At 68.4% G+C, this 16214-nt stretch carries 11 protein-coding genes, 2 tRNA genes and 5 pseudogenes; 11 read left to right on the top strand and 7 right to left on the bottom strand.

Annotation, left to right across the window (positions count from 1 at the left end; all coding sequences use genetic code 11):
* Positions 1-23 precede the first annotated feature (23 nt).
* From K6K41_RS27055 to K6K41_RS30880, 8 genes and pseudogenes are all read left to right on the top strand, one after another.
* A tRNA-Cys gene (locus tag K6K41_RS27055) sits at positions 24-97 on the top strand.
* Between the two features lie 254 nt (positions 98-351).
* A tRNA-Asn gene (locus K6K41_RS27050) sits at positions 352-426 on the top strand.
* Positions 427-603: 177 nt separating this feature from the next.
* Positions 604-2085 (top strand): cryptochrome/photolyase family protein, encoded by a 1482-nt coding sequence (locus tag K6K41_RS27045; RefSeq protein ID WP_261403099.1) that lies wholly within the window; start codon positions 604-606, stop codon positions 2083-2085.
* A pseudogene (locus K6K41_RS27040) lies at positions 2085-3397 on the top strand (NAD(P)/FAD-dependent oxidoreductase). The gene K6K41_RS27045 and the pseudogene K6K41_RS27040 overlap by 1 nt, the downstream one beginning before the upstream one ends.
* Positions 3398-3456: 59 nt before the next feature.
* The gene (locus K6K41_RS27035) at positions 3457-4242 is read left to right on the top strand and encodes a DUF1365 domain-containing protein (protein ID WP_261403098.1); all 786 of its coding nucleotides are present in this window, start codon (positions 3457-3459) and stop codon (positions 4240-4242) included.
* Positions 4239-5482: pseudogene (locus K6K41_RS27030) on the top strand (class I SAM-dependent methyltransferase). Before K6K41_RS27035 ends, K6K41_RS27030 begins: the two are co-directional and overlap by 4 nt.
* 145 nt (positions 5483-5627) lie before the next feature.
* A pseudogene (locus K6K41_RS27025) lies at positions 5628-6614 on the top strand (MFS transporter); the annotation flags it as partial.
* 125 nt (positions 6615-6739) lie between these two features.
* Positions 6740-6850: pseudogene (locus K6K41_RS30880) on the top strand (hypothetical protein); the annotation flags it as partial.
* 115 nt (positions 6851-6965) lie between these two features.
* On the opposite strand, the gene K6K41_RS27020 reads toward K6K41_RS30880, so the two are convergent.
* Positions 6966-7754, bottom strand: a complete 789-nt coding sequence (locus K6K41_RS27020; RefSeq protein WP_261403097.1) for an SDR family NAD(P)-dependent oxidoreductase — start codon at positions 7752-7754, stop codon at positions 6966-6968.
* 61 nt (positions 7755-7815) lie between these two features.
* A complete protein-coding gene (locus K6K41_RS27015) occupies positions 7816-8421 on the bottom strand; it encodes a cupin domain-containing protein (RefSeq protein WP_261403096.1) in 606 nt (201 codons plus the stop codon).
* A 203-nt stretch (positions 8422-8624) separates the two neighbouring features.
* Between K6K41_RS27015 and K6K41_RS27010 the strand changes: the two are divergent.
* The 3 genes and pseudogenes from K6K41_RS27010 to K6K41_RS27000 all read left to right on the top strand — a co-directional run bounded on the left by K6K41_RS27010 (position 8625) and on the right by K6K41_RS27000 (position 11413).
* A pseudogene (locus K6K41_RS27010) lies at positions 8625-9660 on the top strand (cysteine synthase A).
* Complete coding sequence (sseA, locus tag K6K41_RS27005; RefSeq protein WP_261403095.1) at positions 9657-10499, top strand: 3-mercaptopyruvate sulfurtransferase; 843 nt, start codon at positions 9657-9659, stop codon at positions 10497-10499. Before K6K41_RS27010 ends, sseA begins: the two are co-directional and overlap by 4 nt.
* 149 nt (positions 10500-10648) lie before the next feature.
* Complete coding sequence (locus K6K41_RS27000) at positions 10649-11413, top strand: aspartyl/asparaginyl beta-hydroxylase domain-containing protein (RefSeq protein ID WP_261403094.1); 765 nt, start codon at positions 10649-10651, stop codon at positions 11411-11413.
* A 656-nt stretch (positions 11414-12069) separates the two neighbouring features.
* On the opposite strand, the gene K6K41_RS26995 is transcribed toward K6K41_RS27000, so the two are convergent.
* The 5 genes from K6K41_RS26995 to gatC form a co-directional block, all read right to left on the bottom strand.
* Positions 12070-12447: an MgtC/SapB family protein gene (locus K6K41_RS26995; RefSeq protein ID WP_315855099.1), complete on the bottom strand. Its 378-nt coding sequence runs from the start codon at positions 12445-12447 to the stop codon at positions 12070-12072.
* A 25-nt stretch (positions 12448-12472) separates the two neighbouring features.
* A complete protein-coding gene (gene gatB, locus K6K41_RS26990; RefSeq protein WP_261403093.1) occupies positions 12473-13951 on the bottom strand; it encodes an Asp-tRNA(Asn)/Glu-tRNA(Gln) amidotransferase subunit GatB in 1479 nt (492 codons plus the stop codon).
* Positions 13952-14022: 71 nt separating this feature from the next.
* Positions 14023-14175: a chorismate mutase gene (locus K6K41_RS26985; RefSeq protein ID WP_261403092.1), complete on the bottom strand. Its 153-nt coding sequence runs from the start codon at positions 14173-14175 to the stop codon at positions 14023-14025.
* 141 nt (positions 14176-14316) lie between these two features.
* Positions 14317-15792: an Asp-tRNA(Asn)/Glu-tRNA(Gln) amidotransferase subunit GatA gene (gatA, locus tag K6K41_RS26980; RefSeq protein WP_261403091.1), complete on the bottom strand. Its 1476-nt coding sequence runs from the start codon at positions 15790-15792 to the stop codon at positions 14317-14319.
* A 55-nt stretch (positions 15793-15847) separates the two neighbouring features.
* Positions 15848-16135, bottom strand: coding sequence for an Asp-tRNA(Asn)/Glu-tRNA(Gln) amidotransferase subunit GatC (gene gatC, locus K6K41_RS26975; RefSeq protein ID WP_261403090.1), 288 nt, complete (start codon positions 16133-16135; stop codon positions 15848-15850).
* Between the last annotated feature and the right edge of the window lie 79 nt (positions 16136-16214).

Here is a 16214-nt window from a genome sequence, read left to right as displayed (position 1 = left end):
TGACCTTCGAGACCAGCACACGGGGCCACGTGGCGGAATGGTTACGCAGAGGACTGCAAATCCTTGTATCCCGGTTCGATTCCGGGCGTGGCCTCCACCTCTTCTCCTATCAGCCGTCGAGATCGATCCGCCGGACAGACTGGCAGGCCGTCAGCGACTCGTGCGCGGCGGGCGCCCGCCGCGCGTCAAAACGCCATCCCTTGGAAACTCACCGAGAAGCGCGGGGAACTGTCGCCTCTGCGTTCCCCAAAGTTTCACCATGGCACCGCAAAGCGGCGAAACGGGCTGGCGCCGTCCGATTCCGTCTGCTATAGCGCCGCCCCTCGGGATGTGACGACGACGTCCGCCCGTTCCTCGGTAGCTCAGCGGTAGAGCCCTCGACTGTTAATCGAGTTGTCGCAGGTTCGAATCCTGCCCGAGGAGCCAGTTTCAAAAAGGGGTCGGCGCGCCGCGTCGGCCCCTTTTTCGTTGGCGACGTCACCTCCGATTCCCCGGACGCCGGCCAAGCGTGTCGATCACAGCGCGCCTGCTCATGATCCGGACCCCGACCTCCGTCGTAATGCCAACCGCGCGGCGGTCCGGAACGTCCGCGAGCGGAGCCCCATGGCCGATCGAACATCGTCGAGGAAAGACCAGCCGTCGGGCGCGCTCGTCTGGCTGCGCGAAGACCTGAGACTTGCGGACAATCCCGCTCTCGCGGCCGCGATCAAGGCCGGCGGTCCGGTCACCGCGCTCTACGTCCACGACGAGGAGACGGCGGCGATGCGTCCGCTCGGCGGCGCCTCGCGCTGGTGGCTCGCAAGATCGCTGAAGAGCCTCGCCAAGGACTGCGAGGCGATCGGCCTCCCCTTCGCGGTGCGCTGCGGCAAGACCGAGGAGGTGATCCGCGAGGCGGTCGACGAGGCCGGGGTCGGTTCGGCGTTCTGGAACCGGCGCTATTTCGAGGCCGGCGTGAAGATCGACGAGCGCCTGAAGTCGGCGCTGCGCGACGACGGGTTCGAGGCCGAAAGCTTCAACGGCCGCCTGCTCAACGAGCCTTGGGAGGTGAAGTCCAAGGCGGGAGAGCCGCTCAAGGTCTACACGCCCTACTGGCGCGCGGCCCAGGCGCGCGGGGGGCCGCGCCCGCCGCTGCCGAAGCCCACGAAAGCCAAGATCGAGGCCGGCAAGGCGCTCAAGGGCGTCAAGATCGACGACCTCGGCCTAGAACCCTCGAAACCCGACTGGGCCGGCGGACTGCGCGGGTCATGGACGCCCGGCGAGGCCGGAGCGCGCAAGGAGCTCCAGCGGTTTCTCGACGACAGCCTCAAGGGCTATGCGAGCGATCGGGACCGCCCCGACCGCGTCGGCACGTCTCGGCTCTCGCCGCATCTGTGTTTTGGCGAGGTCAGCCCCTTCCAGCTCTGGCACTCGGTCGAGCAGGCGCGCAGCGAAGGTCCGGCGAGCCCGAAGGACGTCGACACGTTTCGCGCCGAGCTCGGCTGGCGCGAGTTCAACCACCACATCCTGTTCTACAATCCGAAGCTTGCGACCGAGAATTTCCAGAAGCGCTACGACGAGTTCCCCTGGGGCGAACCGGACGCCGCGCATCGCAAGGCCTGGACGAAGGGCCTGACCGGCTACCCGATCGTCGACGCCGGCATGCGCCAGCTCTGGACCACCGGCTGGATGCACAACCGGGTGCGAATGATCACGGCCTCGTTCCTGATCAAGCATCTGATGATCCATTGGCGCGACGGCGAGGAATGGTTCTGGGACACGCTGGTCGACGCCGACCACGCCAACAATCCCGCCAACTGGCAGTGGGTCGCGGGCTCCGGCGCCGACGCCGCGCCCTATTTCCGCGTGTTCAATCCGACGACCCAGGGCGAGAAGTTCGATCCGAAGGGCGACTACGTCCGCGCCTTCGTGCCGGAGCTCTCGGAGATGCCCGCAAAGTGGATCCACACGCCGTGGGAAGCCCCCGACGACGTGCTCGCCAAAGCGGGCGTCACGCTGGGCCAGACCTATCCGAAGCCGATCGTCGACCACGCGAAGGCGCGCGGCCGCGCCCTCGCGGCGTTCGACAAGCTGAAGTCGAGGAGTTGATGAGCGTGGACATCGCCGAGGGACGCCGTCGGGTCGCGATCGTGGGAGCCGGCGTCGCCGGCAACGCCGCGGCATGGGCGCTCGACGGACTCCACGACGTCGTCCTCTATGAGAAGGAGCCGCGGCTCGGCGGACATTCGCACACGGTCGACATCGACTATGACGGCCGCGCGATCGCGGTCGACACCGGATTCATCGTCTACAACGAACTCAATTATCCGAACCTGACCTCGCTCTTCGCCGAGCTCGGCGTCGCGACCAAGGCGAGCGAGATGAGCTTCGGCCTGTCGCTCGACGCGGGGCGTTCGAGTGGTCCGGCAAGACGCTCGGCACCCTGTTCGCGCAGCGCCGCAACATGGTCGCGTTGTCCTACCTGTGGATGCTGCGCGAGGTCCTGCGCTTCAACAAGCTGTGCCGCGCCGACCGCGCAGCCGGCCTGCTCTCCGGCCTCAGCCTCGGGGCCTGGCTCGACCGCCACGGTCTCTCCCGGCGGTTTCGCGACGACTACCTGATCCCGATGGCGGCCGCGATCTGGTCGACGCCTGCGATCCACGTGCTCGACTTTCCGGCCGAGAGCTTCATCGCCTTCTTCGACAACCACAAGCTCATCGACATGAACCGGCCGATCTGGCGAACCGTGGAGGGCGGCAGCAGATCTTACGTCGAGGCCATCTCCCGACACGGCGGCGAGATCCGCCGCGCGACGCCGGTGGTCTCGATCGAGCGCGACAGGAGCGGCGTCACGATCGTCGACGCGGCTGGCGGGCAGGACCGATTCGACGCCGTGATCGTCGCGGCCCACACCGACGAGGCGCTCGAGATCCTCGCCCAGCCGACGCCCGCCGAACGCGCGACGCTCGGCGCCATCACCTACCGCCCGAACGACGTGGTGCTGCATCGCGACGAGCGGCTGATGCCGAAGCGCAAGGCGGTCTGGTCCGCCTGGAACTATCTCGGCTCCCGCCGCGACCCGGAGGCGGCCGGCCGGGACGTCGCGGTGACCTATTGGATGAACGCGCTCCAGGGCCTTGACCCCGACCGCCCGCTGTTCATCACCCTGAACCCGCCTTTCGAGCCGGATCCCGCGAAGGTGTTCCGGCGGTTCAGCTACGCTCATCCGCAATACGACAAGAGCGCGCTCGCCGCGCAGCGGAGCCTCCCGGCCATACAGGGGCTGAACCGCACCTGGTTCTGCGGGGCCTGGGCCGGCAACGGGTTCCACGAGGACGGGCTCGTTTCGGGGCTGACGGTCGCCGAGAGCTTAGGGGCCTTCGCCCCGTGGCGGCGCCCTGACGCGCAGGCGGCCGAGTGAGCGGCCAGGCGTCCTTTCCACCGCCCGCCGCCGCGGCCTCGCTATATGTCGGCCCGGTGATGCACGCCCGGCTGAAGCCGAAGCCGCATCGTTTCGTCTATGACGTCTTCTCGCTGCTGATCGATCTCGACCGGCTGGAGCAGGCCGGCCGCGCCTCGCGGCTGTTCTCGGTCGGACGCCGCAATCTCCTCAGCTTCCATGAGGGCGACCACGGCGTCGGAAAGGGGCCGCTCAGCGACCAGATCCGCGCGGTCCTCGCCCGCGCCGGGGTCGAGATTGACGGCGGCCGCGTGCTTCTGCTCTGCTACCCGCGCATTCTCGGCTACGTCTTCAATCCGCTCGCGACCTACTGGTGTTACGGCGCGGACGGGGCGCTGAAGGCCGTCGTCTACGAGGTCACCAACACGTTCCATGAGCGCCACGCCTATGTGGCGCCCGTCCGCCCGGGCGAGCTGACGCCCGCGGGGCTGCGCCAGACGCGGGACAAGCTGATGTATGTCTCGCCCTTTCTCGACATGGGCATGAGCTATGCGTTCCGCTTGCGCCCGCCGGGCGAAAACGTGCGGCTGCGCATTCTTGAAAGCGACGCCGAAGGGCCGATTCTCTCAGCGACTTTCGCAGGCGAACGACGCGATCTGACGAGCCGCTCGCTCGCCGGCCTGCTCGTGAGGACGCCGCTGATGACCCTCAAGGTGACGGCCGCCATCCATTTCGAGGCGCTGCGGCTCTGGCTGAAGGGGATCGCCCTCGCCGACCATCCGAAGGCGCCGGCCGAGAAAACGAGCCTCGACGCGCCGGGACCAATCCGCCGCGCGCATGGACGCCTTCCGGAGGCAGCCGAATGACGGCGATCGACCTGCCCTCCCCGTCCCTGCGCGTGACCACCGAGTCCGTCGCCGCCGCTACGAAGGGGCTGCCGCTCGAGGTGAAGCTCGCGCTTCAGGTGGCGGCCCGGCTGAAGATCGGCGCGCTGACGGTCGTGTTGCCCGACGGGCGCAGTCTGGAGTTTCGCGGCGACGCTCCCGGCCCAGAGGCGACGCTGATCGTCAACCACCACCGCTTCGCCCGGCGCATCCTCCGGGACGGCGACATCGGCGTCGCGGACGGGTTTCTCACCGGCGACTGGACAAGCCCGGACCTCGCCAAGTTCCTCGAGCTGTTCTGCGTCAACGCCGACCACGTCAACGCCTATCTGCAGGCCAAGCCGCTCTACGGCCTGCTCCAGAACATCGGGCGCTGGATGAAGCGGAACACGAAGAAGGGCTCCAGGCGCAACATCGAGGCGCATTACGACCTCGGCAACGCCTTCTACGAGCAGTGGCTCGACCCCTCGATGACCTACTCCTCGGCGTTGTTCGAGGGCGAGGAGCGAGACCTCGGGAGAGGCCAGCGCCGCAAATACGCCGCGCTCGCCGAAGCCGCCGGCATGCGGACCGGCGACCACGTCTTGGAGATCGGCTGCGGCTGGGGGGGCTTCGCGGAGTTCGCGGCCAAGGAGGTCGGCGCGAAGGTGACAGGCCTCACCATCAGCCCGCGCAGCTCGAATTCGCCCGCAGGCGCGTGTTCGAGGCCGGGCTCGCCGAACGCGTGACGTTCAAACTTCAGGACTATCGCGACGAGCGCGGATCCTACGACCGCATCGCCTCGATCGAGATGTTCGAGGCGGTGGGCGAACAGTGGTGGCCGGCGTTCTTCGGCCAGATCCGCGACCGGCTGAAGCCCGGGGGCGCAGCGGGCGTCCAGGTCATCACCATCCAGGACCGCTTCTTCGAGTCTTACCGGCGCGAGACCGACTTCATCCAGCGCTACGTCTTTCCGGGGGGCATGCTGCCCTCGCCGTCCGCGCTCCGGAAAGCTGCGGCCGGCGCGGGACTGGGCATCGCCGGCGAGCGCGTCTTCGGCCTCGACTACGCGGAGACTCTCGGCCTCTGGCGCGAGAGGTTCCGGGCGGCCTGGCCGACCATCCAGCCGCTCGGCTTCGACGAACGCTTCCGGCGTCTCTGGGAGTACTACCTCGCCTACTGCGAAGGCGGATTTCGCTCCGGCAACATCGACGTCCGGCAGGTCGTGTTCGCGCGAGCGTGAGCGGACGAGATCGAACAGCCGCCGCCCTCGTGTCCCGGCCGCAGAGCCGAGATCCAGATGCGCTACGGGCTGTGCGTAGAGCGCAAGCGGGAAGCGTCGTGCGTTTGAATTCCGGCTTAGCGCCTGGACGAGAAGTGGTGCGCCCGTGACGGGCCGCCGCGACCTCTCCTTGCTTGCGCTGGCGGCCTATGCGCTCCCGGCGATCCCGTTCGCGGTGCTGACGCTGCCGCTCTACATCGTGGTCCCGGCCTATTACGCCGAAGATCTCGGCCTGCCGCTCGCCGTCGTCGGACAGGCGCTGCTCGCGGTGCGCGTCGTCGACGCCCTCGCCGATCCGGCGGTCGGGCTGCTGGCCGACCGCTGGCGGCCGGCCTTCGGGCGACGGCGCCTGTGGTTCGCCGGCGCGGCTGTCCCCACCGCGATCGCCGCCTGGATGATCTTCTCGCCGCCCGACGGCGCCGGCGCCCTGCATCTCCTGTTCTGGGGCTCGGCGCTTTCGATCGCCTGGACCGCAGCGCTGGTCCCCTACTCGGCCTGGGGCGCGGAGCTCTCCACGACCTACGCCGGCCGCAGCCGCATCGCCGCCTGGCGCGAGACCGCCGCTCTCGTCGGCACGCTCGTCGCGCTGTCCCTGCAGGCGATCGCGCCGGCGGTCGCAGGCGGCGGCCAGAGCGCGGTGCTCGGTTCCTACGCCATCCTCGTCGGGATCGGCCTGCCGATCCTCACCCTCGTCGCCGTCGCCCTGACGCCAGAGCCTGAGGACCGCAGCCGAGCCCGCCTGAACATCGGCGAAGGCCTCAGGGCGATGCGCGCCAACGCCGCGTTCCTGCGGCTGCTCGCCGCCTTCTTCGTCAACGGCCTCGCCAACGGCCTGCCCGCGACCCTCTTCCTGTTCTTCGTCGCCGAGCGGCTCGGCGCCAAGGATCTCGCGGGACCATTCCTCGTCGCCTACTTCGCCGCTGGAATCGCGGGCGTGCCCTTGTGGCTCGCGCTTGCGCGGCGAACGTCGAAGCATCGAGCCTGGTGCTGGGCCATGCTGCTCGCCTGCGCCGTGTTCCTGTTCGCGCCGTTTCTCGGCCCCGGCGACGTGGCGGCGTTCGGCGCGATCTGCGTGCTGTCGGGTCTCGGGGTCGGGGCCGACCTCGTGTTGCCGCCGGCGATCCAGGCTGACGCGATCGACGTGGACACGGCGACCTCGGAGACCAGCGCTCCGGTCTTTACCTCGCCGCCTGGGGCCTCGCCACCAAGCTCGCGCTCGCCGCCGCCGTCGGGATCGCGTTTCCCGTCCTGGCGCTCGCCGGCTTCGACCCGGCGGCGGGCGAGAGGTCGCCGGCCGGCCTCGAAACGCTCGCCTGGCTCTATGGCGGCCTGCCCGTGGCGCTGAAGCTCCTCGCCGTCGCGCTGATGTGGCGCTTTCCGCTCGACGAGGCCTCCCAGAACGAGCTCGCGCGAAAGATCGCCGCCGCGCGCTGAAGCCGGACCGTCAGCGTCGCTTGTCCCAGCCGGTCGCCTTCGCGACGAGCCGGAAATACAGCGGATAGGGCAGCAATCTCAGCGCCTTCAGCACATAGGTGAAGCGCTTGGGGAAGGTGATCTCGAACCCCTCCCCCAACCCGCGCACGATGCGCCTCGCCGCCTCGTCGACCTGCATGAGCGCCGGCATCGCGAACGCGTTCTTTTTCGTCGCCGGCGTGTCGACGAAGCCGGGATTGGCCACCTGGATGCCGACCCCGAGCTTGTCGAGATCGAACTTCAGCCCCTCCGCGAGGTTGATCAGCGCCGCCTTCGTCGCGCCGTAGGCCGCCGAGCTCGGCAGCCCGCCATAGCCCGTGACCGAAGCGACGATCACCACGTTTCCGGACCGCCGCGCCGTCATTCCCGGCAGAGCCGCCGCGAGGCACCCGACCGTTCCGCCGAGATTGACGTCGAAGGTTTTCCGGAACGCGCCGAGGTCGAAAGGTTCGGCCTTCACCGGGATGAACAGCCCGGCGTTGAGCACAGCGAGGTCGATCGCGCCGAGGCTCGCTTCGATCTCGGCCACGATCGACGCCATCGCCTCGGCGTCCGTCACGTCGCCGGGAAAGGCCGCCACGACGCCGCCGCGGCCGAGCGCCTCGGCCGCGAGCTCGGCGAGCGCGTCGGAGCGGCGCGCGGTCGCCGCCACCTTGACGCCCGAGGCCGCAAGTTCGAGCGCGACGGCGCGGCCGATTCCGGAGCTCGCGCCCGTCACCCAGGCGACGCGCACGCCCTTGACGACGATCTCGCCGCTCATCGGCCGAACATCTTCTGCAGGAGCCGACCGACCGGTCCCGTGAGGCGCAACGGTCCCTCGGTCACCGCGAAGCAGACGCAGGGCTCGTCGCGATCGGCCACCGGCCGGTGATCGATGGAGCCGTCGGCGACCGCGATGTCGCCGCGCGTGAAATGTCCGATCTCGTCGGTGAACGCGCCCTTGAGACCAACGTCGCCTCCATGGCCGAATGGGTGTGCCTGGGCGCCCCCCGTCCGGGCGCGATCTTCAGCAGCGAGGCTTTCGTCGTCCCGTCGGCGAACACGACATGCTCCAGAACGCCTGCCGCCGCGAACCGCCAGGGCGCCTGCGCGAGACTCATCCCGATCAGCCGGTCGAGCGGCTCGGGAACGTCCGGATCGAATTTTTCGGGCTTCGGCCGGCCGTACCAGCCGCCCGCATAGATCGCTCCCAACACGGCGTCGCGCGCGGCCGGCTCATAGGGGCGGTGCTCGATCTGCTCGATCTCCTCGCCGATCTGCGCCTCCATGGCGCGGACGACGTCCCGGTGCTCGCCCGACAGGATGAGATGCGACTCCACCAACGCGTGGAGGTGAGGCCCCAGCGCGCCGGCCACATAGCCGGCGAGCAGGGCGTCGACCGGCCGTGGCGTCTCGGACGGCGTCAGGCCTGTGGGCGGTTCGAGCACGAGCAGTCCTTAAGGCGAGGCCCCGGCCTCGAGCCGGATGCGGTCGCCACATGCGCCGTCCCCCGGACACGACTTACGCCACGCCTGCAACCTCGGATCAATACGCCCTCGCATGCGCGTCGCGCTTCCCAAGGCGCGCGCCGGCGCCTAGATTGCGCGGCTCCAAAACCCGTCCCGATCCCTCTTCTTCCGGATAATCGCCCATGCAGATCCGCAGCGGTCTTGTCGACGCCATCGGCCGGACGCCGCTCATCCGGCTCGCGCGCGCCTCGGAGGCCACCGGCTGCGAAATCCTCGGCAAGGCGGAGTTCATGAATCCGGGCCAGTCGGTGAAGGATCGCGCCGCGCTCTGGATCATCGAGGACGCGGTGAAGCGGGGCGAGCTGAAGCCCGGCGGCGTCATCGTCGAGGGCACGGCTGGCAACACGGGCATCGGCCTTGCGCTGGTGGCCAACGCGCTCGGCTATCGCACCGTCATCGTCATTCCCGAGACCCAGTCGGAGGAGAAGAAGGCGATGCTGCGCCTCGCCGGCGCCGAGCTCGTCGAGGTTCCGGCCGTCCCCTACAAGGATCCGAACAACTACGTGAAACTGTCGGGCCGCCTCGCCGAGGAGCTCGCGAAAACCGAGCCCGCAGGCGCGATCTGGGCCAACCAGTTCGACAATGTCGCGAACCGGCAGGCGCACATCGATTCGACCGGCCCGGAGATCTGGGACGATCTCGAAGGCAAGGTCGACGGCTTCGTCTGCGCGGTCGGCACGGGCGGCACGCTTGCGGGCTGCGCCATGGCGCTCAAGGAACGCAATCCGGCGATCAAGGTCGCGATCGCCGATCCGCCCGGCGCCGCGCTCTACAGCTACTACACGAGCGGCGAACTGAAGGCGGAAGGCTCGTCCATCACAAGGCATCGGGCAAGGGCGCATCACCGCGAACCTCGAGGGCCTTACGGTCGACCACGCCTACCAGATTCCCGATTCCGAATCGGTCCAGGTGGTCTTCGACCTGCTCGAACATGAAGGGCTTTGCCTCGGCGGTTCGTCGGGCGTCAACGTGGCCGGCGCGATCCGGCTGGCGAAGGATCTCGGGCCCGGCCACACCATCGTGACCATCCTCTGCGACTACGGCACGCGCTATCAGTCGAAGCTGTTCGACCCGGCGTTCCTGCGCTCGAAGGAGCTGCCCGTTCCGGGCTGGCTGGAGCGCGCCCCCAAGGTCGATCTCGCCAAGGTGACGCAGTGAGCAATCCCTATCTCGTCTCGACGGACTGGCTCGCCGACCGACTCGGCGACCCGACCCTGATCCCGGTCGACGGCTCCTGGCACCTGCCGGACGCCAAGCGCGACGGACGGGCAGAGTTTCTCGAGCGACACATCCCGGGCGCGGCGTTCTTCGACGTCGACGCGATTTCTGATCCGAGTTCGGGCCTGCCGCACATGCTGCCCTCCCCGCAGGCCTTCGCGGACGCGGTGGGCGGCCTCGGCGTCGGCGGCGGCGCGACCATCGTGGTCTACGACGCGAGCGGCCTGTTCTCCGCGCCTCGGGTCTGGTGGTCGTTCAGGACGATGGGCGTCGAGACCGTCTACGTGCTCGACGGCGGTCTCCCGAAGTGGCTCGCCGAGGGCCGCCCGACCGAGACCGGCCCCTCGGCCCGCAAGCCCGAGACGTTCAAGGCGCGTTTCGACGCCTCCGCGGTGAAATCGGCCGACGAGGTCGCGGCCGCGCTCGATGCTTGTTCGGGCCAGGTGGTCGATGCCCGATCGGGTCCACGCTTCCGCGGCGAGGCCGCCGAACCGCGGCCGGGCCTCGCATCCGGCCACATGCCGGGGGCCCTGAACCTGCCGTTCTCCGAGCTCGTCGCAAACGGCCGGCTCAAGGACGACGAGGAACTGCGCGCCGCCTTCGAGGCGGCCGGCGTCGACGTCGCGCAGCCGATCGTCACGACCTGCGGCTCGGGCGTGACGGCGGCCGTGCTGGCCTTCGCGCTCGAAGGCCTCGGCAAGTCCGCCGACGGCCTCTACGACGGCTCCTGGGCGGAATGGGGCGCGGGCGGACGACCCGTGGCGACGGGCCGCGCATAGCGTCTGAAAGCGTTCAAAACTGCGTTCTTTGCAACGCGATGTTGCATCGCCGATACTGTCATGACTTGGTCATCTGCGGTACCTTTTGACAGGTAACCGACAGCCTCCGTTCGACCCGCGGACGGCGGCCTTGATCCAAGAGCATGACGATGGTCGACCTCGCACAGCCTTTGAAGGCGAAAAAGCCGAAGCGCAGCTTCATCTATCGGACGGGCAAGAAGCTTCGGCCGTGGTTCGACGACATCCTCGCGAAGTCCTCAGCGGTGGGAAATCCTCCGGTCTTCGATCCCGCGACCTTTCCCTGGACGGCCGAGCTCGAGGCGAACTGGGACAAGATTCGGGTCGAAGCGCTGAAGGTGCTCGAGTTCGAGGACATTCCCGTCCTGCCCGACATTTCCCCCGACCACGGACGGCTGGGCGCGGACCGGAAGTGGAAATCGTTCTTCCTCTTTGGCTACGGCTATCGGGTCGACGACAATTGCGCGAAGGCCCCGGTGACGGCGGAGATCGCGAGCCGCGTGCCCGGGCTCAACAGCGCCTTCTTTTCGATTCTCGCGCCCGGCGCCCGAATCCCGCGTCACCGCGGCGTCACCAAAGGCCTCATCACCTGCCATCTCGGCGTGGTGGTGCCGAAGGACTGGAGGTCCGTCCGCATGGCGGTGCACGACCAGATGGTGCACTGGCATGAGGGCAAGTGCCTCGTGTTCGACGACACCTATCACCACGAGGTCTGGAACGAGACCGACGAGACCCGCGTGGTGCTGCTCGTCCAGTTCGAGCGCCCGATGCGCCAGCCCGGCCGAGCCATCGGCCGCGCCTTCATGGGCGCGGTGCGTCGCAGCCCGTTCGTGCAGGAAGCCCGAAAGAACTTCCTCGCTTGGCAGGGCGCTCAGAACAAGATCGACGGGCACTGAGCGAGTTGTCGTCCACGCCTTGGACGGCTTACAGGGCGAGAGTTTCTCGCCCTGAGAGTTCGCTGCGTGGGGTTCCATCACTCTCTGTCATCCAGCGGTCAAACTCATTTGAGGTTGCGCGCGGTTTAATTTCGCATGCCGCACCCCAGTTCATCTCCCAAGAGGCGGACGACTTTTGTCCGCCATGACGACAGGAGATTTATATGAGGACCTTGATCGCAGCCGCTGGCGTGTTGGCGCTCTCCACGGGCGCGGCCTTCGCACAGTCCGCCGTCATTCAGGAGCAAGGCCCTACGGCTATGCGCCCGACGGCGAGACCGTCGCCTCGTATGATGAGGTCTACAGCCCGAGCCAGGGCACGAATTACGAGTTCCACGATGACGGCTACGTCACGCCGGCGCCCGGCTTCTCGGCCAGAACACGTCTGAGGCGCTCGACAGCACGCCGAACATGGGCGCGGGCACCAGCCGAAGCTCGAACGCCAACAGCGGCTGACGCCCGGCGGCCCCAGAACCACGACAGAAGGCCGGAGGCTTCGCGCCTCCGGCCTTTCTTGCATGGTCAGTCATCATCGTCGGCGAAGTCGTGTCCCATCGACTTCGCGATCCGGCGCGGCAGTACGAGCACGAGCAATGTGAGCGCCGCCGCGAACCCGATCAGCGGCCAGCTGGCGAGCGCGCAGCGACTCCGAGAGCGGCGGTCGCCCAGACCGCGGCGGCCGTGGTCAGCCCGCGGACGCGGCTGTCGCCCGGGAGCTTCAGGATCACGCCGGCGCCGATGAAGCCCACGCCGGTCATGACCCCCTGAAGAACGCCCTGCACGACGCGGCTCATCGCGTCGGGCTCGGAGCGAAGCGCTTCGTGCTGAAGCCCGACCAATGCGACGAGGCACGCGCCGAGCGCCACGAGGCCGAGCGTGCGCATGCCGGTGGGCTTGTGCTTCAGGTCACGGTTGAAACCGACCGCGAGGCCGCAGGCGGCCGCGGCAAGGAGCCTCAGGGCGGCGTCGATCTCGAACGGCGTCAGACCCCACATCGGGGCGCTCCGGAAAGACCGCGCGTCAGATCCCGAGCTTGCGCTTCAGGATGTCGTTGACGGCCTGCGGATTGGCCTTGCCGCCGGAGGCCTTCATCACCTGCCCCACGAACCAGCCGGCGAGCGTCGGCTTGGCCTTGGCCTGCTCGACCTTGTCGGGATTGGCGGCGATGACCTCGTCCACCACCTTCTCGATCGCGCCGGTGTCGGTGACCTGTTTCAGGCCGCGGCTCTCGACCAATTCGCGCGGGTCGCCGCCCTCGGTCCAGAGGATCTCGAACAGGTCCTTGGCGATCTTGCCCGAGATCGTGCCGTCGGCCACGAGCTTCACCAGCCCGCCGAGCTGGGCGGCCGAAACCGGGCTCTCGGTGATCGGCGTCCCGTCCTTGTTGAGGCGGCCGAACAGCTCGTTGATGACCCAGTTGGCGGCCGTCTTCGGGTCGCCGCGCTTGGCCACCTGCTCGAAGAAGTCCGCCGACTCGCGCTCGAGCGTCAGCACCATGGCGTCATAGGGCGTGACGCCGTAGTCGCGGATGAAGCGCGCCTTCTTGTCGTCCGGAAGCTCCGGAAGGCCCGCCGCGAGTTCGTCGACCTCCGACTGCTCGACCACGAGCGGCAGCAGATCGGGATCGGGGAAATAGCGGTAGTCGTGCGCCTCTTCCTTGGAGCGCATCGCCCGCGTCTCGCCCTTCACCGGGTCGAACAGCCGCGTCTCCTGGTCGATCGCGCCGCCGTCCTCGAGAATCTCGATCTGGCGGCGCGCCTCGGTCTCGATCGCCTGGCCGATGAAGCGGATCGAGTTGACGTTCTTGATCTCGCAGCGCGTGCCGAACGGCGCGCCGGGCTTTCGCACGGAGACATTCACGTCCGCGCGGAGGTTGCCCTTGTCCATGTCGCCGTCGCAGGAGCCGATGTAGCGCAGGATCGTGCGGAGCTTGGTGACGTAGGCCTTGGCCTCGTCCGAGGAGCGCATGTCGGGCTTCGACACGATCTCCATCAGCGCGACGCCGGAGCGGTTGAGATCCACGAAGGACAAGCGCGGATCCTGGTCATGGATCGACTTGCCCGCGTCCTGCTCGAGATGGATGCGCTCGATGCCGACGGAGATCTGCTCGCCCTCGCCCATGTCGACGATGACGACGCCCTCGCCCACGATCGGGCTCTTGTACTGCGAGATCTGGTAGCCCTGCGGCAGGTCCGGATAGAAGTAGTTCTTCCGGTCGAAGGTCGAGGTCAGATTGATCTGCGCCTTGACTCCGAGCCCGGTGCGGATCGCCTGCCGGACGCATTCGTGGTTCAGCACCGGCAGCATGCCGGGCATGGCGGCGTCCACGAGGCTGACATGGGAGTTCGGGCTCGCGCCGAAGCCGGTCGAGGAGCCTGAGAACAGCTTCGCCTCGGAGGTCACCTGCGCGTGGATCTCGAGCCCGATCACGATCTCCCAGTCGCCGGTGGCGCCGGCGATGAGCTTGGACGAGGCGGGGATCTTGGAGGGGGCGTTCATGGGGCTCGCACCTTCGGGCGGCGAAGTCTTGGACGTTTTTACCGCGCCGCCTTTTGACGACGCAACGACGCTCAGTCTTGCGCCGCTTCCATCAGCTTGCGCTCATGAGCGATGAACTCGCCCATCATCGCGCGCCAGAGCGCTTCGGCGAGGTCCGGGTCGATGTCATGGCCTGACGCGAGCTCCCGGGCATGCGCCGCGACCTGCTCGACGCGCCAAGGCACCAGCGCGATCTCGGGATCGCCCTTGATGCGCGCCGCCGGCGATGCAGTGCGCGCGGGCCGCCATCAACGGCATCAGTTCGGCGTCGAGGGCGTCGATCGCGGCCCTCACCTCGCTCATGTCGCGATAGGTCGGACGAGCGCTCACCACCAGCGGTCCGCCGTGAAGCGGCCGTTGGCGTCCTCGATGACGGCGGCGGTCGCGAACAGCGTCTCCTCGTCGAACGGCCGGCCGATCAGCTGCAGCGCGAGCGGCAGGCCCTCGGCCGAGAGCCCCGCAGGCACCGAGACGCCCGGCAGTCCCGCCATGTTCACGGTCACCGTGAAGACGTCGTTGAGATACATCTCGACGGGCGAGGCGTTCGCCATCTCGCCGACGCCGAAGGCGGCCGAGGGGGTCGCGGGCGTGAGGATCGCGTCGACGCCGGCGGCGAAAACCGTCTCGAAATCCTGCTTGATCAGCGTCCGCACCTTCTGGGCGCGGACGTAATAGGCGTCGTAATAGCCCGCCGAGAGCACATAGGCGCCGATCATGATGCGGCGGCGCACCTCGCTGCCGAAGCCCGCCGCGCGGGTGTTCTCGTACATCTCGGTGATGTCGCGGCCGGCGACGCGCGCGCCGTAGCGCACGCCGTCATAGCGGGCGAGGTTCGACGAGGCCTCGGCCGGGGCCACGATGTAATAGGCCGGCAGCGCATACTTCGTGTGCGGCAGCGAGACCTCGACGATCTCGGCGCCGGCCGCTTTCAGCTGCTCGGCGCCCTGGCTCCACAGCTTCTCGATCTCGGCCGGCATGCCATCGACGCGGTATTCCTTCGGCACGCCGATCCGCAGCCCCTTCACGGAGCGGCCGACCGCGGCCTCGTAGTCCGGCACGGGGGTGTCGACCGAGGTCGAGTCGCGCTTGTCGTAGCCGGCCATCGATCCCATCAGGATCGCGGCGTCTCGCACGTCGCGGGCGATCGGTCCCGCCTGGTCGAGCGAGGACGCGAAGGCGACGATCCCCCAGCGCGAGCAGCGGCCGTAAGTCGGCTTCACGCCGACCGTGCCGGTGAAGGCCGCCGGCTGGCGGATCGAACCGCCGGTGTCGGTCGCGGTCGCGCCGAGGCAGATGCGCGCGGCGACCGCCGCGGAGGAGCCGCCCGACGAACCGCCCGCCACGAGCTTGGCGTCAGAGCCCTTGCGGCGCCAGGGATTGACCGGCGTGCCGAACGCCGAGGTCTCGTTCGACGAGCCCATGGCGAACTCGTCATTGTTGAGCTTGCCGAGCATCACCGCGCCGGCGGAGCGCATCAGCGAGGTGACATGGCTCTCGTAGGGCGGCGTGAAGTCGCCGAGGATCTTCGAGCAGGCGGTCGTGCGCACGCCTTCGGTGCAGTAGAGGTCCTTCACGCCGAGCGGCAGGCCCTCGAGCGCCCCGGCCTCGCCGCGGGCGATGCGGGCGTCGGACTCCGCGGCGCGCTCCAGCGCGATTTCGGGGGTCTCGAGCACATAGGCGTTGAGGCCGCGCGCAGCCTCCATGGCCTCGAGATAAGCCTTGTTCAGCTCGACGGCCGAAAACTCCTTGGCGGCGAGCGCCTTGCGGGCTTCGGCGAAAGTGAGATCGCAGAGTTCGGTCATCGGATCGGACGGCTCGGTTCGGAGTGCGGACGGCTGCGGCGAAGCAGAGCCGCGGTCATTCGACGACCTTCGGGACGACGTAGAAATCAGCCTCGCGCGCCGGCGCGTTCATGAGCACCTTTTCGGCGTCCTCGCCATCGTTGACGACGTCGTCGCGCAGGCGCGCCGTGGCCGGGATCACGCTCGTCATCGGCGGGACGCCCTCGACGTCGAGCTCCGACAGCTCCTCCACGAAAGCCAGGATCGCGTCGAGCTCGCCCTTGAGCTTGGACACTTCGTCGTCCGCGACCGCGATGCGGGCGAGCCGCGCGACGCGGCGGACGGTGTTTTCATCGACGGACATTCGGGCCCTTCGGCAATTTTCGGGCCTGCGAATTCAAGGCCCGGCGACGAAGGGCGGCTTAGCACAGCGCTCTTCGCGC

Origin of the sequence: Chenggangzhangella methanolivorans (assembly GCF_019797865.1) — a bacterium.
Taxonomy (GTDB): Bacteria; Pseudomonadota; Alphaproteobacteria; order Rhizobiales; family Methylopilaceae; genus Methylopila; species Methylopila methanolivorans.
Note: the sequence above shows the minus strand (reverse complement) of the source record. Positions and strands in the feature narration are given on the sequence as shown.